This window comes from Isoptericola jiangsuensis, from assembly GCF_048320105.1.
In the GTDB taxonomy this organism is placed as follows: domain Bacteria; phylum Actinomycetota; class Actinomycetes; order Actinomycetales; family Cellulomonadaceae; genus Isoptericola; species Isoptericola jiangsuensis_A.
The window spans coordinates 598,496-616,407 of the sequence record NZ_CP182942.1 but is presented as its reverse complement, the minus strand read 5'-3'; the positions used below and the strand labels follow the sequence as shown (position 1 = coordinate 616,407).

The following is a 17,912-nucleotide window of genomic DNA, read 5'->3' as shown; positions in this document are numbered from 1 at the left end:
GGTATGCTGAGGCGGCCGGCGAGAGGAGCGACATCGTGGTCGACGTCCAGCAAGCACCCACGACCCGCGGACGGGTCATCACCTACCCCGTCGCGCTGCGCGCCGCCCGACGACGCTTCATGGGCTCCGGCGCGCTCGCGATGGACCGACTGACCGAGGACCTCTGGGTCAGCCGGGCCACGCTCTACCGTGTGGTGGGCAGCCGGGACCGGCTGCTCGGCGACGTGCTGTGGCAGCTCGCCGGGCGCACCCTGGAGATCGCCCGGCTCGACGCCGACGCGGACGGGCTGCGCGGGGTGGACCGCGTGCTCCGGGTCGCTCGGCGATTCGACGACGAGGTCGGCTCGTTCGAGCCCCTGCAGGCGTACCTGGACGCCGAGCCGGAGGACGCCACGCGGGTCCTGTTCGGGGTGACAGCACGGGTCCATCGGCGCACGGTCGCCGCCTGGACCGACATCCTGACCTCCGAGCTCGACGACGGCACGCTCGATCCCCTGCCCTGCGGGACGCGCCAGGCGGCCTTCGCGCTCGTCCGCATCGGGGAGTCGGTCCTCTTCGGGTCGATGCTCGCCGGGGTGGAGCCCGACCGCGAGCTCGCGGATCGCCTGCGGCGTTCGGTGCTGCAGGCCTGAGCAGCATCCGACGGGCGGGGCTCCCGCGTGGCGGGCCCGGCCGCGGCAGGGTCAGGCGGTGCCCGCCGCCACCAGGTGGTCCACGAGCGCCCGGGCGGGCAGCGACGGCTCGCCGACGGTGAGTGCCAGCACCTGCCGTGACGCGCCCGGCAGCGGGGTGGTGACGACGTCGGGGTGCTGGTGGGCGCGCAGCGCGAGGCCGGGCAGCAGGCTGACCCCGGCCCCGGCGGCGACGAGTGCCTGGACCGCCACGTAGTCGTCCGTCTCGAACGCGATGCGGGGCGCGAACCCGGCGGCGGCGCAGCGGGCGACGAGGTCGGCGCGGCAGCGCTCGCACCCGGCGATCCAGGCGTCGTCCTGGTGGCGGGTCAGGGACGCTGCCGGCGGCTCGGGGGCCGGGGCCGACCGCGCGGTGATGAGGTGGACCGTGTCGTCGAGAACGGGCGTCACCCGGAACGGCGTCAGGTCGTCGACGCTGCGCGAGTGCCGGACGTCGGCGTGCTCGAAGATGAGGGCGACGTCCACCTCGCCGGACCGCAGGGCCGCCACGGCCTCGGGGGGCTCGGCCTCCACGAGGCCGACGCCGACGCCGGGGTGCGCCTCGCGCAGCAGAGTCACCGCGGTCGGGACGATGGTGGCGAGGGCGGACGGGAACGCGGCCAGCCTCGCGCGGCCGGCCCGCAGCCCGGCGAGGGCGTCCAGCTCCCGCTGCGCACCCTCCACACGGGCGATGATCTCCTCGGCGCGGTCGGCGAGGAGGCGTCCGGCCTCCGTCAGTCGCACGCCGCGTCCGGCCCGCTGCAGGAGCGGCAGGCCCGCCTCCGCCTCGAGCCGCGCCAGGTGGTGGCTGACCGAGGGCTGGGCGTAGTGCAGCTCGCGTGCCGCCGCCGTCACGGAGCCGGTCCGGGCCACCGCGGCGAGGACCCGCAGGCGGGTGAGGTCGAGCTGGGCCGGTGGTGGCGGTGCCTCGGTCATGGGACCAGCCTACGACGTATCGACGACAGCGATGGAAGAGTGCGGAACCTGGCATTAGACCTATGCCAGGCGCCGTACCACGCTGGAACCCATGACTGCGCAGCACCCCACGTTCGACGACGTCCTCGCCGCCGAGGCCCGGTTGGAGCACCTGGTGGTGCGGACTCCCGCGACCGTCCACCCCGGGCTCGACCGCCTGGTGGGAGCCGCCACCAGGATCGTCGTCAAGCACGAGAACCTTCAGCACACCGGCGCGTTCAAGGTGCGCGGCGCCCTCAACCTCATGCTGCAGGAGCCGGCCGGCGCCGTCGTCGGCTACTCGACCGGCAACCACGCCCAGGCACTCGCCCACGCCGCACGCCACGTGGGCGCGCACTGCACGATCGTGATGCCGCGCGATCCCAACGAGCTCAAGGAGCGTGCGGTCCGTGCCCTCGACGCCCGGGTGGTGCTGCACGGAGCGGACCTGACGCAGGCAGCGGCGCACGCCGCCGAGATCGCCCGCGACCAGGGCGCCCGGCTGGTCAGCGCCGCGGACGAGCCGGCGCTGGTCGCCGGCGCCGCCACGGCCACCCTCGAGCTCCTGCGGGACGCGCCGGACGTCGAGGTCCTCGTGGTCCCGGTCGGTGGCGGCTCCGGCGCCGCGGCGGCCTCGCTCGTGGTGCAGGCGCTGGCGCCGCACGTCGAGCTGATCGGGGTCCAGACCTCCGGGGCGCGAGCGGCGCACGACTCCTGGCGCAGCGGGGACCTGCTCGCCCGGCCCGTCACCACGCGGGTCGAAGGACTCGCCGTCGGGCGGGGCTTCCGGCTGACGCAGGGGATCCTGCGCCACGGGCTCGACGACTTCCTGCTGGTGGACGACGACGCCGTCGTCCGTGCGCAGCACGCGTACCTCACGGCCGCCGGCACCCTCGCCGAGGGCGCGGGGGCGGCAGCCCTGGCCGCCGTGCTGGAGCACCCGACCCGCTTCGCCGGTCGTCGCGTGGCGGTGATGTGCAGCGGGGGCAACGCCTCCGACGTCGAGCACAGGCGGGCCCTGACCTGCGGCGGCCTGGTCGCGCCGGGCATAGTGTGACCACATGGCACGCCTCGTGGAGATCCATCCCGTCGACCCGCAGCCGCGCGCGGTCGGGCAGGTCGTCGAGCAGCTGACCGCCGGCGCGCTGGTCGCCTACCCGACGGACTCCGGGTACGCGCTCGGGTGTCGCGTCGGCCAGCACGACGGCACCGAACGGATCCGGCAGATCCGCCGTCTCGACGCGCGGCACCACTTCACGCTGATGTGCGCGAGCTTCGCCCACCTGGGCCAGCTCGTGCGGCTCGACAACTCGGCGTTCCGCGCCATCAAGGCGGCGACGCCCGGCCCCTACACGTTCATCCTGCCGGCGACGGCGGAGGTCCCGCGCCGCCTCGCGCACCCGAAGAAGAAGACGGTCGGGGTGCGCATCCCCGACTCGCGCGTCGTGCAGGCGCTGCTGCGCGAGCTCGGCGAGCCGCTGCTCAGCTCGACGCTGATCCTGCCCGACCGGAGCGAACCGATGACGCAGGGCTGGGAGGTCGCCGACACCCTGGAGCACGTCGTCGACGTCGTCGTCGAGTCCGGGGACGTGGTCGCCGAGCCGACCACGGTCGTGGACTTCTCGGCCGGGTACCCGCAGGTCGTCCGCGTCGGAGCGGGTGATCCTGCACCGTTCTCCTGAGCGGACCGGGTCGGTTCACCTGCGCGTCACGGTGCCCGGCTAGGGTGCTGGTCATGAGCGAACGTGGACTTGAGCTGGCCCAGGAGAAGATGCGCTCGGCAGGGGTCGCCCCCGCCGCCGTCGACGTGTTCACCCGGTTCTACGGGTTGTTGGAGGAGGGCGCCTCGGGGTACGTCCGCGAGGACGACGTCGAGCCCCTGACCGACCTCCCGCGAGCTGCCGACCTCGACGTCGACGACGCCGCGGCGGCCGACGCGCTCGGCCGCACGGCGCTGATCAAGCTCAACGGTGGCCTCGGCACCTCGATGGGGATGGATCAGGCGAAGTCGTTGCTGGAGGTGCGCCGCAGCGCCGCCGGCGAGCCGTTGTCCTTCCTGGACGTCATCGTGGGGCAGGTCCGCGCGGCGCGACGGGCGACCGGTGCTCGGCTGCCGCTGGTCCTGATGAACTCGTTCCGCACCCAGGACGACACGCTGGCGGCGCTGTCGGGCTACGACGACCTCGTCGTCGAGGGGCTGCCCCTGGACTTCCTGCAGAACCGCGAGCCGAAGCTGCTCGCCGAGTCCCTCGAACCCGTCGAGTGGCCCGCGGACCCGTCGCTGGAGTGGTGCCCGCCCGGGCACGGGGACCTGTATCCGGCGCTGCACGCCGGGGGCGTGGTGCGTGCCCTGCTCGACGCCGGGTTCCGGTACGCGTGCGTGTCCAACTCGGACAACCTCGGTGCGACGCCCGACGCGCGGATCGCCGCCTGGTTCGCCGGCACGGGCGCCCCGTACGCGGCCGAGATGTGCCTCAAGACCCCGGCGGACGTCAAGGGCGGCCAGCTCGTGGTGCGTCGTTCCGACGGACGCATCATCCAGCGCGAGACCGCCCAGACGCACCCGGACGACGTCGACGTCTCGCTCGACCCTCAGCGCCACCGCTACTTCCACACCAACAACCTCTGGTTCGACCTGGAGGCCTTGGCCGCCGAGCTCGACCGGACCGGCGGGGTGCTCGAGCTGCCCCTGATCCGCAACTCCAAGACGGTCGACCCCACGAACGCCGACTCGCCCGAGGTCGTGCAGATCGAGTCGGCCATGGGTGCCGCCGTGGCGGTCTTCGAGGGGGCGACGGCGATCGAGGTGGACCGAGAGCGGTTCCTGCCGGTCAAGACGACGAACGACCTGCTCCTGCTGCGCTCGGACGTGTACGAGCTCACGGACGACTACCGGCTGGTGGCCCGGGTCGACGCTCCCCTCGTGCAGCTCTCGAAGACCTACAAGACGATCTCCGGCTTCGACGCGCGCTTCCCGGCAGGACCGCCCTCGCTGCGGGGCGCCGCCGGCCTGACGGTCGAGGGGGACTGGACGTTCGGTGCCGACGTCGTCGTGGAGGGCGACGCCGCGCTGTCGGCCCCGGAGCAGGGGACCGGCACGGTGCCCGACGGTGCCAAGGTCACGGCGGACGGGATCGGCTGACCGACCTCGGGGACCGTCACGGGGTGCGGGGCGTCGTCGTGACGACGCGCACCGCGCCGACGTCGACCCTCAGCGTGCCCGCCGACGCGGCGGCCACCTCGGTGCGGAGCTCCTCGAGGTCGCCGGCGTCCACGAGGAGCTCCAGCCGGGCGAGCTCGGCGTAGGTGGTCGGACTTAGCACGGCGTCGTGGCGCGACGCCCACTCGCGCAGGAGGTGCTCCACGCGTCCGGCGTCGGCGTGGGACACGGTCACGCCCACCTCGGTCAGGTGGCGGCGCACACGGAGCAGACCGCGTCCGTCCGCCTCGTCCAACGCCCCCGCGACGGCTCCCGCGTAGGCACGCACGAGCCCTCCCGTCCCCAGCAGGACGCCCCCGAAGTAGCGGGTGACGACGGCGACGACGTCGGTGACGTCACGATGGCGCAGCACGTCCAGCATCGGCGTGCCTGCGGTCCCGGACGGCTCGCCGTCGTCCGAGGACCGCCGGGCCTCACCGTGCGGACCGAGCACCACGGCGACGCAGTGGTGACGGGCGCCCCAGTGCTCGCGGCGCCGCGCGGCGACGACGGCCTCGGCCTCGGCGGACGACCGGGCGGGGACGACCGAGGCGAGGAACCGGGAACGCTTGACGACGATCTCGTGGTCGACCGTGGCGGCGAGAGCGCGGGGCAGGGGGCGTGGGTGGTCGGACGGCACCCGATCATCCTATGTTGAAAGAATTCTTTCGAAAGAGTACTTTCGACGGGTGGAACCTCAGGACGAACCCCGCCTGCCGTGGCCCGTGCGGGAGATCACCGACCCGCGCGAGCTGCGCGCGCTGGCCCACCCCGTGCGCTTCGCGCTGCTGGACCTGCTCGCCGAGGGGCCGCTGACGGCCTCCCAGTGCGCGGCCCGCCTGGGGGAGAGCCCCGCGAACTGCTCCTACCACCTGCGTCAGCTCGCCCGGTACGGGCACGTGCGCCCCGCGCCGGGCGGTCACGGGCGCGAACGCCCGTGGAGGTCGCGCGAGGAGGGCATCTCCTGGGACGAGGAGAGCCCGGCGGCGGCCACGGCCGCGGCCGCCCTCGACGAGGCCGTCGACCGCTACCGCTTCGACGCGTGGCGACGCTTCCGTACCCGCCGCCCGCACGAGAGCCCCGACTGGCGCCGGGCCGCCCTGTCCACCGACGTCGTCGCCTGGCTGACTCCCGCCGAGCTCGAACACGTCACGCAGGGGATCTACGACCTCTTCGCGCCGTTCGAGCCCCGCGGCCGCGACGACGCCGACCGGCCCGAGGCCGCCCGCGCGGTGCGGTTCTTCGCCTACGCCTACCCGGGCCCGCCGGCCCCGCAGCACACCACGTCCGAGGTGGACCGGTGAGCGCTGACGCCGTGCGGTACCGCCGCCGGTTCGTCGCGCTGAGCGCGCTGCGCTGGTTCCCCACGGGTCTTGCGGTGCCGGTCCTGGTCCTCCTGATGCGCGAGCGAGGGCTGGACCTGGCGACGATCGGGGTGGTCGGAGCGGTGTACAGCGTCACGATCCTGGTTCTCGAGCTGCCCAGCGGCGGCCTCGCGGACGTCGTCGGGCGGCGACCCGTGCTGCTGGTGTCGTCCGCGCTGTCGCTGGTGGCGGCTCTCGGGTTCGCCGTCGGGGCGTCCGTGCCCGCGTTGCTGGTGGCCTACGCGGTGTTCGGGGTCGCCCGTGCGCTCGACACCGGCCCGCTGCAGTCCTGGTACGTCGACGCCGTGCTGGCCATCGACCCGCGGACCGACCTGCGCCCGGCGTTGTCGCGGGCCGCGGCCGCCGAGGCGGCCGGCCTGGGCGCGGGGGCGGTCACGGCCGGCCTGCTGGTCGCGGTGTCGCCGTTCCCCGAGCACGACGCGGTCGTGGTGGCGCTGTCGACGCCGTTCCTCGTCGCGGCGGCGGTCGGGGCGGTGCACCTGGCCGCCGTGTGGTGGTGGGTCGACGAGCGGCTCCCGGTCGTCGAGGGGTCCGGCGAGGCTCCCACCAGGCTGCGCGCCGCGGTGGCGGGCGTCCCGGCGACGATCGCCCGGGGACTCGCGCTGGCACTGCGGGGCGGACCGGTGCGACGCGTCGTGCTGTTCACCCTCACCCTCGGGTTCGCGCTGGCGGGGATCGAGCTGCTCGCGCCGATCAGCTTCGCGGAGATGCTCGGTGGCGAGGCTCGCGCGGCGACGGCGTACTCGGTGCTCGTCACCGCCGGGTTCGCCGGGTCGGCAGCCGGGTCGGCGCTGGCTCCTGCCTGCGCACGGCTGCTGCGCAGCTCGCCGCGCGCCGTGCTGTTCGCCTCCCTCGCCGCCGCGCTGGCGCTGGGGGCGGTGGCCGTCCCCGTGCTCGGTGTCGCGGCGGCGGCGTTCGTCGCGTTCTACCTGCTGCTCGGCGTCGCGGGACCGCTGGTCGACGACCTCACGCACCGTGCGGTGACGGCGACCGAGCGGACGACCGTCCTGTCGGTGTCCTCCACGGCGCTGCAGCTCGGGGGAGCCGTCGTGGGCGTCGGCGTGGGTGCGCTGGCGCAGTCGACGTCGGTCGCGACGGGACTGCTCGTGGTGGCGGCGGTCCTGGCGGCCGGCGCGACGGCGATGGTGAGATGGCCCGGCAGGTTGAGACACGCCGACGACGTCGGAGGCTAAATAGTGTGCCAAGCGCCAGAATGAGCCCATGACCGGCCACGACTCCGACCCCAGCCCTGAACCCAGCCGTCGACCCGGCACCGGGCCCACGACCGGACCCGAAGATGTCGCCGAAGATGCACCCGTGGGCCCTGAGGGCCCCGCGGCCCGCTATCCACGCCCCACGGTCACCCTCGACGAGGCCGAGTGGGTGTGGCGCCAGCTCTCGGTGGAGGCGCTGCGCCCGGGTGGCAAGCCGGAGATCGTGCGCCTCGCCGTGATCGCCGGCCTCACGCGGTCCACGGGCGCCCGCTACGGGGACCTCCTGCGGGTCCGTGCGGAGGACCTGGACCTTCCCGCGGACGCGACCAGAGGCCGTGTGGGTGGCGTGCGACCGACGGGGGAGGGGAGCGTCGTGGTGCGGCACGGCAAGCACCGCCAGGTGCGCCGGCATCGCCTCCCCGGGGACGTCGTGGTCGTGCTGCGGCACTGGATGGTGGTGCGCACGGAGCTGGCAGCCGACCTCGAGGGGTCCGTGCCGCGAGCGCTGCTCCTGACGGTGCACCACACCCACGACAACGGCACGACGGTGTCGAGCGGCCTGCCGATCACCCGGCAGGGGCTCGTGCTGTCCTGGCGCCGTTTCACCCTGCGCACGAACGCGAGGTACGGGGCGACGAGGCCGCCACTGCCCACACGGTTCGAGCAGGTGCGCCGAGCCTGGACCGACGCAGGAGTGCCGGATCGCGGCGTCGCCCTCCAGCCGCCGTCAGACAATAAATAGTGTGCCAAGCGCGCACGACACCAAGTTCAACCCCCCAACACGAGCAGAGACCGGAGAGGTCAGCCCGACGTCGGGAGGCCGAGCAGAGGGGCGTCCGGCCGGTGGAACGGCAGCTCGACGAAGCCGAGCCGGTCGTAGAACGCACGCGCACCGGTGTTCGCGGGGTCGTGGCCCAGGTGGACACCGGCGACGCCGCGGTCGGCGAGCGCGGCGCACAGCACGGCCACGAGCCGTCGACCGAGCCCACGTCCCTGGGCGCGGGGGATCAGGTCGATGTGCAGGTGCGCCGGGTACGCCGTGAGCTCCGCCGTCGAGATGCCCCGGAGCATGCGCGTGGGGTCCGCACCGTCGCGCAGGAGGTCGGCCTCCGAGTACGACGGGGCGGCCGGCGTCGGCCCCGGCCGCGGGTGCCGTTCCACGAACCCGGGTGTCCACTCCTGCTGCCACCACCGCACGAACTCGACCGTGTCGGGTGCTGCGAGCACGTACCCGACGGCGAGCCCGTCGTCGACGGCGAGCACCGCGTCCCCGCCGTCGACCGGTGGCGTCGTCGACGGGTCCACGACGACGAACGCGACCTCGGGAGCGTGGTCGACGTAGGGCAGGGCGTAGACGTCCGGCATCAGCGAGTCGTCGGAGTACACGCCGCGGGCGTCACCGCCCGCTGCCGCGGTGCGCACGCACACCTCGCCGACGGCGGCCCGGTCGGAGGGTCGATAGGGGCGGACGACGAGATCGGTCATGAGGGAGATCCTCGCAGCAGGAGTGTCGCGAGCGTCAGCAGGGCCGCGGCCCCGAGGACCACCAGGCCTCCCACGGCGAACCCGCTGGCGAGCCACCCGGCACCGCCGACGGCCAGCGTCACCGCCGTGATGGTCAGGTCCCGGCGGGCGACGTGCCACAGGGCGGCCGTCTCCACCCTGGTGCGTCGACCGACGTGCTCGGCCCACCAGGTGAGGCGCACCGCCATGAGGCCGAGCGGCGCCAGGCCCAGCACGGCGGCGTCGAAGGGCGCGGACGGCGCGCCGATCATCGTCAGGGCCGCGATCAGCACGGCGAGGTGCGGGGCCGCCGGGCCTCGCCGGAGCGCGACCCACAGGGCGAAGGCTGCCGCCACCGCTCCGACCCCCCCGGCATCAGGCCGACGCGCAGCCCTGTCAGCAGGAGCAGGGCTGCGACGGCCGCCGGCGCGAGGAGGCGCAGCACCCATCCGCCCACGACCGGTCCGGCGTCGACCTCGACGACGGGCAGCGGCCGTTCCAGCCGCCGGCGCCGGAGGTCCACGATCTCGGCGACCAGCCTCATCGGTGGGCTCCCGTCGTCCCGGACAACCTGACCGGTGCCGCGTGGTGGCGTTCGTCCGCGCGGACCTTCGCCTCGAACCGGGCGCGGGCCCGGGACCTCTCGGTACCGGTCCACGGCACCACGAGGACTCCCTCCGCCGCCATCTGGGCGATCCTGTCGTCGCGTTCCATCGAGGTGACCCGCCAGGCGATGCGCAGGTGCTCCTCGGCCACGGGACGGACCGCCGGCAGGGTGTCGACCACGACGACCCGGTGCCCCTCCTCGCGCCAGGTCCGCACCAGGTGCAGGGACTCGTCGTCGAGCAGGGTGCTGAACAGGTACACGATCGCGTCGGCCGGCAGCTGGGGTGGTCGCAGCCGGCGTTGCGGGGACCCCAACGGGCTGGTCATCGCGAGGCCGTGCTGCAGCCGCCGCAGCTGCCGGCGCCCGCCCGCCGCCGGCAGCGGACGGCGACGACGGCCGAGGTCCTCCAGGCCGACACGGTCCCCGGCGTCGACGACCGCCTTCGCCACGGAGGCGGCGGCGTGCCGTGCCAGGTCGAGCGAGGTCGGCTCGTCGATCCGCCGGGCGCCGTGGCCCCGCCAGGTCCGCAGGTCCGGGCCGACGTCGTCCCGGGAGTCGAGGACGAGGATCGTCGTCGCCTCGGCCGTGGAGTAGGTGCGTCGGACGTACAGCTCGTCGAGGTCGGGGGAACGGCGTGCGGTGGTCCGCCAGTCGATGCGGCGCAGCCGGTCTCCCGGGGTGAACGGGTGCACGTCCCGCAGGTCTCCGCCGTCGCCGAGGCGGCGTGAGACGTGGGGGCCCGTCAGGCCGCGCAGCCGGGACGGCAGGGGCACACGCCCGAGCGGCATCGTCGCGGGGAGCACGAGGCTCTCCGGCGCACCGACCCGGATCGGGTCCTCGGCGGTGGCGCCTCCCGGACCGTATCCGCGGGCGTCCGCCACGAACGTCGGCTGGGGACCGGTGCGGACCGTCGCCAGCCGCAGGTCCAGCCGGCGGGGTGCGGCCGCCACCACGAGGTCGACCGTCCGGTGCCCCGGAGCCGCCACCCGGACCTGCAGCGTCTCCGCCTCCCCGGGCGGGTCCACCTCCAGGACCGCGGCAAGGGTGCCCGGCACCACCGGCCCGTCGGCGGTGGTGAGCCGCACGGTCGTCTCGCGGGTCGCCACCCGGGCACCGGGTGCACCAGGGCGACCGGTCCACGCCGCGCCCAGCACCAGCGGCACCCCCAGCAGCGCGACGTCCGCCCGCCCGACCAGCAGCCCGACCGCCAGCACGACGACGCCCGTCCCGAGGCCGATCGCGCCCGTGGGGGTGCGCCGCCACACCGGGTCCGTGTCCTGGCGGACCTGGCGGACCTGGGCAGCATCCCTCGGTGTCGTGCCGAACGTCACCGCGCGGTCCCGACGGTCGCCGGGCCCGGGACGGTCGACAGCAGCTCGGTGACGACGTCCTCCGGGCGCACGGCGGACGCCCACGCCGTGGGGGTGAGGGTGAGCCGGTGGGCGAGCACCGCCACGCCCACCCGCTTGACGTCCTCCGGCAGCACGAAACCACGCCCGTCCAGGACGGCGACGGCGCGCGCGAGCAGCAGGAGGTTCTGGGAGCCGCGGGGCGACGCGCCGACCTCGATCGAGGCGTGCTCGCGGGTGGCCGCAGCGAGGTCGACGCAGTAGCGGGCGACGTCGGGGTCCACCTCGACGGCCTCGACCCCCGCCTGCATCGCGAGCACCGTCGGTGCGTCGACGACGGTGCGCACCGGCGCGGCCTCGGCACGCCGGGCCACGCGACGCATCAGCACGTCACGCTCCTGCTCGGCGTCCGGGTAGCCGACGGCGAGCCGCACCATGAACCGGTCCAGCTGCGCCTCGGGCAGCGGGTACGTGCCCTCGTACTCCACCGGGTTCGACGTGGCCACGACGTGGAACGGGCGGGGGAGCGGGCGGGTGACACCCTCCGCGCTGACCTGCCGCTCGGCCATCGCCTCCAGCAGCGCCGACTGCGTCTTGGGTGCGGTGCGGTTGATCTCGTCCGCGAGGAACAGCCCGGTGAACACCGGACCTGGCCGGAACACGAACTCGCGCGTCGTCGGGTCGAACACGCTGGATCCCGTGACATCGCTGGGCAGCAGGTCCGGGGTGCACTGCAGGCGCGCGAAGTCCAGTCCCAGCGCCGTCGCCAGCGACCGGGCCGCCAGGGTCTTGCCCAGCCCGGGCACGTCCTCGAAGAGCACGTGCCCGCCGGCGAGGACCGCCGCGAGCGCCAGCTCGAGGCTCTCGCGCATGCCGACGACGGCGGTGGCGATCTCGTCGAGGACGGTGGTGGCGTGGTGGGCGACGGCGGTGGGGTTCAGCGGTTCGGTGGGGGTGGCGGTCATCGGCGGGGCCTTCCGGTGCGCTGGGTGTCGGGGGTGAGGTGGTCGATGGCGTCGAGCCAGTGGTGCAGGGTGCGCGCGGTGGGTGGTCGGCGGGAGCGGATGCCGTCGAGGACGTCGGCGCCGAGGAGCTGGGCGGCGGCGTGGTGGTGGGTGGGGTCGTCGAGGTGGACGCCGTGCGCGGCGAGGCGGTGGGTGGCGAGGGCGTGGACGCGGCGGGTGACGCGGGTGGAGACGCGGCCGTCGCGGGTGAAGGCGGCCCAGCCGAGGTCGGTGACGTCCTCGCGGGCGCCGTGGCGTTGTTCGGCGGGTGGGGCGGGCCAGCGTGCTTGTCGGCCGTCGTCGAGGGCTTTCCAGGCGTGCCGGCAGGCGAGGAGGGCTGCGGCGAGCGTCAGGGCGTGGACGGGGTCGACGGCGTCGGTGGCGGCGAGGGCGAGGGCGACGAGGAGGGTGAGGGCGGCGGGGAGGTGGCGGCGGGTCATGGGGCTCGGTCCGGTGGGGGTGCGTCGTCGAGGCTGCGGGCGATGGCGACGAGTGCGGTGCGGGCGTGGTCGACGTCGTCGTCGTCGACCCGCTGGTGGGCGAACCGGGCCTGCTGGTAGAGGCGGCGCAGGGTGTCGAGGTGGGTGGGTGGTGCGGGGGTGGTGGTGAGGATGTCGTGGGTGAACTCGGTGGTGGTCTGGGCGGGGTCGCGGTGGGTGCCGTGCTCGGCGGCGGCGTCCTCGAGGGCGATCCAGGCGGCGACGACGCCGTCGGTGGGGGTGCGTGCGTGGTCGAGGTGGGCGAGGGCGCGGGTGACGGCGTCGGCGAGCTCGGGCACGGGGAGGGTGGCGCGGTGCTCGGTGGTGAGTCCTTCGCCGGTGTCGAGCTCGTCGGGGGCGACGGTCTGGTCGGGCACGGCGCGCACGGCGGTGACGATCTTGCGGGCGACGTACCAGAGCAGGGCGGCGACGGCGAGGGCGGCGAGGACGAGCAGGACGGTGGCGAGGGTGGTGCTGTCGGGGGGTTCGGCGGGTTCGGGTGGTGGGGGTGGTGGGGCGGGTTCGGTGGTGGCGAGCTCGTTCTCGGGGGGTGTGCCGCCGAAGGTCCAGGCGGGGAGCTCGACGTGCCAGGTGGTGGCGGTGGCTGCTCCGAGGACGACGAGCAGGAGGGTGGTGGTGAGGACGGCGGGGTGCAGGGTGCGGTCCCGGGTGCTCATGGGTTCCTCTGGGCGTGGATGCCGGCGACGGCGGCGGTGACGAAGGCGGCGGGGTCGTCGTCGAGGCCGCGCCCCATGGTGGACAGGGGTGCGGGGCTGGCGCGCAGGGCGGTGAGGAGGTCGTGGTCGGCGGGGATCTCGACGAGCTGGTGGCGTGCGGGAAGTGTGCGGGCCTGCCGGCGGATGCGGTGGGTGAGGTCGGGGCCCCAGCCGGGCAGGTTCTCGACGTCGGGGGTGGGGACGGCCAGGGGGACGTCGGCGCCGGCGAGCGCCACGCGTCCGTAGGCGGTCAGGGAGTGGTGGGAGATGCCGAGGTGGCGGTCGCGGGCGTCGGCGCCGGAGACGCGCAGGGAGGCGACGGGTCGGCCGTGGAGGGTGGCGGTGGCGTTGAGGGCTTCGCCGGCGGCGACGCCGGAGAAGCCCCAGCGGGTGCCGGTGCCGAGGTTGCCGGGGCCTTGGGCGACGATGACGAGGTCGGCGGCGACGACGTGTCGTGCGGCGAGGAGTCCGGTGTGGACGGTGACGGCTTCGTGGTCGCCGCCGAAGGCTTGTCCGACGGTGATGGTGGCGGTGAGCCAGTCGTGCTCGCGAAGGGTGGCGATGGTGCGGGAGAACGCGGCGGGCAGGGCGCCGCCGTCGGTCATGACGTAGGCGATGCGGGGTGCGGGGCGTCCGGTGAGGGTGGCGGCGTGCCGGGCGCCGGCGACGATGGCGGGCAGGGCGGAGTGGAGGTCGGCGACGACGACGGGGAGCTGGGCGAGGTCGTCGGCGTCCTGGAGCGCGGGGTGGTGGGGGGACTCTTGTTCGTCGACGCCGAGGACGAGGGCTTGCAGGGGTGTGTAGCGGGCCTTGACGAGGTGGCCGGGTCCGGGTGGGGGGTCGGCGGGCAGGGTGGTGGTGTCGAGGGGGGCGACGGCGAGGGCGTAGCCGCCGGTGCCGAGGCCGCGTGCGAGGGCGGAGACGTTGAGGGCGAGGCGGTGGCCGACGTCGGGGTCGGCGAGGAGGCTGGTGTAGGCCAGGGCGCGGACCTCTGTGCGGGCTTCGGGGCCGGGCAGCGGCTGGTCGAGGTGGACGGTGAGCTCGCGGGCACCGTGCCAGGTGCGTCCGCGGGCGGTGACGGTCCCGGTCCGCCAGGTCACGTCGGTGCGGTGTGATGGTGTGCTCGGCCCTGTCGTCACCCGTCAGAGGTTACCGGGCACTACGGTGGGTTCCGATGGCTGGTGGCTTGGAGTCGGGCGGGATCCCGACGCGTCCTGACGAGCGGCTGCTGAATCTTGTCATCGCCCTGGTGAACACGTCGGTGGCGATGACGAAGCAGCAGGTGCGCTCGAGCGTGCACGGGTATGACGCGGCGCCGTCCACCGAGGCGTTCGAGCGGATGTTCGAGCGGGACAAGGACTCGTTGCGGGCGTTGGGCGTGCCGATCGTGACGGTGGAGGGTTCGGGGCACAGCGACGAGGTCGGGTACCGGATCGACAACGACGCGTACGCGTTGGGGCCGGTGGACCTGACGCCGGCGGAGCTGGGTGTGGTGGCGTTGGCGGCGCAGCTGTGGTCGGACAAGACGTTGCGCACGGACATGTCGCGGGCGTTGACGAAGCTGGCGGCGGCGGGTGCCGGGGATGCTGCGGACGACGCTGTCGCGGGGTTGGCGCCGCGGGTGCGCGCGGCGGGCGACGCGTACGGTCCGCTGCTGGAGGCCGTCTCGGAGCGGCGTCGGGTGTCGTTCCGGTACCGGGCGGCGAACTCGGGGCAGGTGCGTGCGCGCACGGTGGAGCCGTGGCGCATCGCGGCGCGCGGGGGCGGCTGGTACGTCGTCGGGCACGACCTGGACCGTGGTGCGGTGCGCATCTTCCGGCTGTCGCGCATCGAGGGACGGGTGCGGCTGGAGGGACCAGGGGGTGCGTACGACATCCCGGACCGGGTGGACGTGGACGCGGCGCTGGGCGCCGGGGTGGGGCGGGAGCGTTCGGCGCACCTCGCCGTCGTCCCGGAGCGGGCGACGGCGCTGCGGGCCCGCGCCCTGGACGTGCGCGAGCCCGGCGCGGACCTGCCGGCCACGCTGGCGGACCGGGACCGTGTCGTGGTGCCGTTCCGGTCGTTGACGTCGATGGCGGACGAGGTCGCCGGCTACGCGGACGCGGTCGTGGTCCTGGCCCCGGCGGAGCTGCGCGCGGAGGTGCTGCGCAGGCTGCGCGCGGCCGCGGCGCTGGACGTCAGGAGCAGCCGTGGCTGAGCGTGCCGACGACCGGCTGGTCCGGCTGCTGGGGATCGTCGCCTACCTCGACGGTGCGGGGCCGGTGGGCGTGGAGGACCTGGCGCGCCGGTTCGCCGTGTCCCCGGCGCGCATCCGCGAGGACATCGACGCCCTGTGGGTGACCGGCACCCCCGGCTACATGCCCGACGACCTCATCGACTTCGACGCCTTCTCCCTGGACGAGGGGCTGGTCAACCTCACCCAGGGTCGCGGCCTGACCCGTCCGCTGCGCCTGGGCACCCGGGAGGCGGTCGCCCTGGTGGCGGCGCTGCGCGCGATGAGCACGACCCCGGCCGTGCAGGCCGACGACGCCCGCGCCGGCGTCGTCGCGTCCGCCCTGAGCAAGCTGAGCGCCGCCACCGGCGAGGCCGCGAGCGCCGTGGACGTGCGTCTCGGTGGCGACGAGGACGCGCGGGTGGTGGGTGAGCTGACGCGGGCGCTGGCCGGGGGGCGGCGCGTGCGGTTGCGGTACGTGGACGCGGCGGACGCCACGAGCGAGCGTGACGTGGACCCGTGGCGGCTGGTCACGCAGTCGGACGCCACCTACCTGGTGGGCTGGTGCCATCGGGCGGGTGGGCGGCGCACGTTCCGCCTGGACCGGGTGCTGCAGGTGACGGTGAGCGACGTGGCGGTGGTGGAGCATCCGGACGGCGACGAGTCGGACGTGTTCGCGCAGGTGGCCTCCCAGGCGTCCCGTTCCCCGCGGGTGGTGACGCTGCGGTTGGCCTCCACGGCGCGCTGGATCGCCGAGGAGGTGCCGGTGGAGCAGGTCGCGGACCTGCCGGACGGGTCCTTCGAGGTGCGGTTGCGGGTGACGAACCCGGCGTGGCTGGCGCGGCTGCTGCTGACGAACGCCCCGGACGTCCTGGCGGTGGACCCCGTGGACGTCGCCGTGGACGTCGCGCAGGCGGCGCGCAGCGCGCTCGACGTCTACGACGCGTCGTAGGCTGGCCGTCGTGTGGGGATGGGTGTGGACGTTGCTGGCGCTGGGTGCGCTGGTGTTCCTGGCGTGGGTCGCCTGGCGGGTGGTGCGCGCCGGCCTGGAGCTGCTGCGCGAGGCGGGCCGTGCCGGGCAGGTGTGGGCGGACGCCTCGCAGCGGTTGAGCGAGGTGCTGGCACGTGCGGAGCAGGAGCGCCGCCCGGTGACCGCGACGATGTTCGACGACCGTGCCGAGCTGCACGCCCGTGTGGCGGGCCTGCGGCACGAACGCTGGCAGCGTCGTGGCCGGCGTCGGGCCGTGCAGGCGGTGCGGTGGCGCGAGTGGGCTGCGACGACCTGGTTGGAGCGCCGGCGCGCCGATCGCTCCCGCACCCCGTGACTTCGGTGGACCATGCGAGCGGACGACCGACGTCCGACGACCTCGCCGACGTCCGACGTCCTGCGTCGTCCTGTCCTGCACGGAATCGTCCGAACTGTTCCGGTCGGCGCCTGCGGCGCCCTACACTGACTGCGAGCGTCCGCACGGGCGTAGCGAACCAGCGTGGAGTTGAAGGCCGTGAGAATCCTCGAGAACCCCGTCGTCCTCGTCGCCCTGATCGTCCTGGTCATCGTCCTGTTCGGGGCGAAGCGCCTGCCGGACGTCGCCCGCAGCGTCGGGTCCTCCTTGAAGATCTTCAAGAAGGAGGTCAAGGACCTCCGCGACGACTCCGACGACACCCCGGCGGCCACGCCGCAGGCTCCCGCCGCACCCACGGCGCAGCAGGCGCCCCCGGCCGCACAGCCCACGACGCAGCAGCCCACCGCACGGCCCGTCCAGGACCCGGGCGCCCCGGCCGGCGACAGCAGCGCCCAGTCGGGCTCGCCCACCTCGACCAGCTGAGGTAGCCGCCATGTCCCGCACCCCCCGGGATCCCGAGGGGCGCATGCCGCTGCGCGAGCACCTGGTCGAGATCCGCAAGCGGGTCGTGCGCATCGCGATCGGCCTGCTGCTCGGGGCGATCCTCGGCTGGATCCTCTACGACCCGCTGCTCGAGGCGCTCGTCGACCCGCTGCAGGCCGCCTCCGAGGAGCGCGGCGCCCTCATCGGGCTGAACTTCGACGGCGTGGCCACCGCCATCGACATCCACTTCAAGGTGGCGCTGTTCCTCAGCGTCATCGTGTCCAGCCCGTGGTGGCTCTACCAGGTCTTCGCGTTCGTCAACCCGGGCCTGACCCGCGACGAACGCAAGTACGTGTACGGGTTCCTCGCCGCAGCGGTGCCGATGTTCCTCTCCGGTGCCGCCCTGGCCTGGTACGTGCTGCCCTACGTGGTGGAGGTCCTCAACTCGTTCGTCCCCGAGGGCAGCTCCAACCTCGTCGGCGCTCAGATGTACCTGAGCTTCGTCATGCGACTCATCCTGGCGTGCGGCATCGCGTTCCTCGTGCCGGTGTTCATGGTGGTCCTCAACCTCATGGGCGTGGTGTCGGCCCGCACCTGGCTGGCGGGCTGGCGCTGGGCCGTGCTCATCTCCTTCGTGTTCGCCGCGATGGTCACCCCGACCCTCGACGTCATGAGCATGTTCGGGCTGGCCGCACCGCTGTGCGTGCTGTACTTCGTCGCCACCGCCCTGTGCTTCTGGCACGACCGGCGAGCGGCCCGGCGTCGCGTCGCCGCCACCGAGTGACCCGCCCGG

The 17,912-nt window shown here is 74.4% G+C and carries 22 protein-coding genes; 12 read left to right on the top strand and 10 right to left on the bottom strand.

The annotated features are described in order from the left end of the window. Positions 1–35 precede the first annotated feature (35 nt). Complete coding sequence (locus tag ACNHYB_RS02925; RefSeq protein WP_418276880.1) at positions 36–632, top strand: QsdR family transcriptional regulator; 597 nt, start codon at positions 36–38, stop codon at positions 630–632. A gap of 51 nt (positions 633–683) precedes the next feature. On the opposite strand, the gene ACNHYB_RS02920 is transcribed toward ACNHYB_RS02925, so the two are convergent. Next, positions 684–1,607 (bottom strand): LysR family transcriptional regulator, encoded by a 924-nt coding sequence (locus ACNHYB_RS02920; protein ID WP_418276879.1) that lies wholly within the window; start codon positions 1,605–1,607, stop codon positions 684–686. Positions 1,608–1,698: 91 nt separating this feature from the next. Here ACNHYB_RS02920 and ACNHYB_RS02915 point away from each other — a divergent pair, with 91 nt between their 5' ends. From ACNHYB_RS02915 to ACNHYB_RS02905, 3 genes are read left to right on the top strand one after another with little or no spacing between them, the layout of a single operon-like run. Then, positions 1,699–2,682 carry a threonine ammonia-lyase gene (locus ACNHYB_RS02915; RefSeq protein WP_418276877.1) on the top strand — a complete coding sequence of 328 codons (984 nt, stop codon included), beginning with the start codon at positions 1,699–1,701 and terminating at the stop codon, positions 2,680–2,682. A gap of 4 nt (positions 2,683–2,686) precedes the next feature. Continuing rightward, positions 2,687–3,307, top strand: coding sequence for an L-threonylcarbamoyladenylate synthase (locus tag ACNHYB_RS02910; protein WP_418276876.1), 621 nt, complete (start codon positions 2,687–2,689; stop codon positions 3,305–3,307). Positions 3,308–3,360: 53 nt separating this feature from the next. After that, positions 3,361–4,767 carry a UTP--glucose-1-phosphate uridylyltransferase gene (locus ACNHYB_RS02905; protein ID WP_418276875.1) on the top strand — a complete coding sequence of 469 codons (1,407 nt, stop codon included), beginning with the start codon at positions 3,361–3,363 and terminating at the stop codon, positions 4,765–4,767. Between the two features lie 16 nt (positions 4,768–4,783). On the opposite strand, the gene ACNHYB_RS02900 is transcribed toward ACNHYB_RS02905, so the two are convergent. After that, positions 4,784–5,464 carry an IMPACT family protein gene (locus ACNHYB_RS02900; protein WP_418276874.1) on the bottom strand — a complete coding sequence of 227 codons (681 nt, stop codon included), beginning with the start codon at positions 5,462–5,464 and terminating at the stop codon, positions 4,784–4,786. Between the two features lie 49 nt (positions 5,465–5,513). Here ACNHYB_RS02900 and ACNHYB_RS02895 point away from each other — a divergent pair, with 49 nt between their 5' ends. The 3 genes from ACNHYB_RS02895 to ACNHYB_RS02885 are packed head-to-tail and all read left to right on the top strand — an operon-like array spanning position 5,514 to position 8,165. Next, positions 5,514–6,128: an ArsR/SmtB family transcription factor gene (locus tag ACNHYB_RS02895; protein WP_418276873.1), complete on the top strand. Its 615-nt coding sequence runs from the start codon at positions 5,514–5,516 to the stop codon at positions 6,126–6,128. Beyond that, positions 6,125–7,402 carry an MFS transporter gene (locus ACNHYB_RS02890; RefSeq protein WP_418276872.1) on the top strand — a complete coding sequence of 426 codons (1,278 nt, stop codon included), beginning with the start codon at positions 6,125–6,127 and terminating at the stop codon, positions 7,400–7,402. Before ACNHYB_RS02895 ends, ACNHYB_RS02890 begins: the two co-directional genes overlap by 4 nt. A gap of 28 nt (positions 7,403–7,430) precedes the next feature. Continuing rightward, entirely contained in the window at positions 7,431–8,165 is a 735-nt protein-coding gene (locus tag ACNHYB_RS02885; protein ID WP_418276871.1) for a hypothetical protein, read from the top strand. 59 nt (positions 8,166–8,224) lie between these two features. Here ACNHYB_RS02885 and ACNHYB_RS02880 read toward each other — a convergent pair whose 3' ends face one another. From ACNHYB_RS02880 to ACNHYB_RS02845, 8 genes are read right to left on the bottom strand one after another with little or no spacing between them, the layout of a single operon-like run. Next, a complete protein-coding gene (locus ACNHYB_RS02880) occupies positions 8,225–8,908 on the bottom strand; it encodes a GNAT family N-acetyltransferase (protein WP_418276870.1) in 684 nt (227 codons plus the stop codon). After that, the gene (locus ACNHYB_RS02875; RefSeq protein ID WP_418276868.1) at positions 8,905–9,282 is read right to left on the bottom strand and encodes a hypothetical protein; all 378 of its coding nucleotides are present in this window, start codon (positions 9,280–9,282) and stop codon (positions 8,905–8,907) included. Before ACNHYB_RS02875 ends, ACNHYB_RS02880 begins: the two co-directional genes overlap by 4 nt. Then, entirely contained in the window at positions 9,213–9,470 is a 258-nt protein-coding gene (locus ACNHYB_RS02870) for a hypothetical protein (RefSeq protein ID WP_418276867.1), read from the bottom strand. Before ACNHYB_RS02870 ends, ACNHYB_RS02875 begins: the two co-directional genes overlap by 70 nt. Next, positions 9,467–10,864: a DUF58 domain-containing protein gene (locus ACNHYB_RS02865; protein ID WP_418276866.1), complete on the bottom strand. Its 1,398-nt coding sequence runs from the start codon at positions 10,862–10,864 to the stop codon at positions 9,467–9,469. The genes ACNHYB_RS02870 and ACNHYB_RS02865 overlap by 4 nt, the downstream gene beginning before the upstream one ends. Next, positions 10,861–11,847: an AAA family ATPase gene (locus ACNHYB_RS02860; RefSeq protein ID WP_418276865.1), complete on the bottom strand. Its 987-nt coding sequence runs from the start codon at positions 11,845–11,847 to the stop codon at positions 10,861–10,863. The genes ACNHYB_RS02865 and ACNHYB_RS02860 overlap by 4 nt, the downstream gene beginning before the upstream one ends. Continuing rightward, positions 11,844–12,326: a hypothetical protein gene (locus tag ACNHYB_RS02855; protein ID WP_418276864.1), complete on the bottom strand. Its 483-nt coding sequence runs from the start codon at positions 12,324–12,326 to the stop codon at positions 11,844–11,846. Before ACNHYB_RS02855 ends, ACNHYB_RS02860 begins: the two co-directional genes overlap by 4 nt. Further along, a complete protein-coding gene (locus ACNHYB_RS02850; protein WP_418276863.1) occupies positions 12,323–13,042 on the bottom strand; it encodes a DUF4129 domain-containing protein in 720 nt (239 codons plus the stop codon). The genes ACNHYB_RS02855 and ACNHYB_RS02850 overlap by 4 nt, the downstream gene beginning before the upstream one ends. Continuing rightward, positions 13,039–14,181: a DUF3866 family protein gene (locus tag ACNHYB_RS02845; RefSeq protein ID WP_418276862.1), complete on the bottom strand. Its 1,143-nt coding sequence runs from the start codon at positions 14,179–14,181 to the stop codon at positions 13,039–13,041. The genes ACNHYB_RS02850 and ACNHYB_RS02845 overlap by 4 nt, the downstream gene beginning before the upstream one ends. A 74-nt stretch (positions 14,182–14,255) precedes the next feature. Between ACNHYB_RS02845 and ACNHYB_RS02840 the strand changes: the two genes are divergently transcribed. The 5 genes from ACNHYB_RS02840 to tatC all read left to right on the top strand — a co-directional run bounded on the left by ACNHYB_RS02840 (position 14,256) and on the right by tatC (position 17,903). After that, complete coding sequence (locus ACNHYB_RS02840) at positions 14,256–15,278, top strand: helix-turn-helix transcriptional regulator (protein ID WP_418276861.1); 1,023 nt, start codon at positions 14,256–14,258, stop codon at positions 15,276–15,278. Further along, positions 15,271–16,245, top strand: a complete 975-nt coding sequence (locus ACNHYB_RS02835) for a helix-turn-helix transcriptional regulator (protein WP_418276860.1) — start codon at positions 15,271–15,273, stop codon at positions 16,243–16,245. The genes ACNHYB_RS02840 and ACNHYB_RS02835 overlap by 8 nt, the downstream gene beginning before the upstream one ends. 10 nt (positions 16,246–16,255) lie before the next feature. Further along, a complete protein-coding gene (locus tag ACNHYB_RS02830; RefSeq protein WP_418276859.1) occupies positions 16,256–16,618 on the top strand; it encodes a hypothetical protein in 363 nt (120 codons plus the stop codon). 177 nt (positions 16,619–16,795) lie between these two features. Further along, a complete protein-coding gene (tatA, locus tag ACNHYB_RS02825) occupies positions 16,796–17,119 on the top strand; it encodes a Sec-independent protein translocase subunit TatA (RefSeq protein ID WP_418276858.1) in 324 nt (107 codons plus the stop codon). Positions 17,120–17,129: 10 nt separating this feature from the next. Further along, positions 17,130–17,903: a twin-arginine translocase subunit TatC gene (gene tatC / locus ACNHYB_RS02820; RefSeq protein ID WP_418276857.1), complete on the top strand. Its 774-nt coding sequence runs from the start codon at positions 17,130–17,132 to the stop codon at positions 17,901–17,903. Positions 17,904–17,912: the final 9 nt, after the last annotated feature.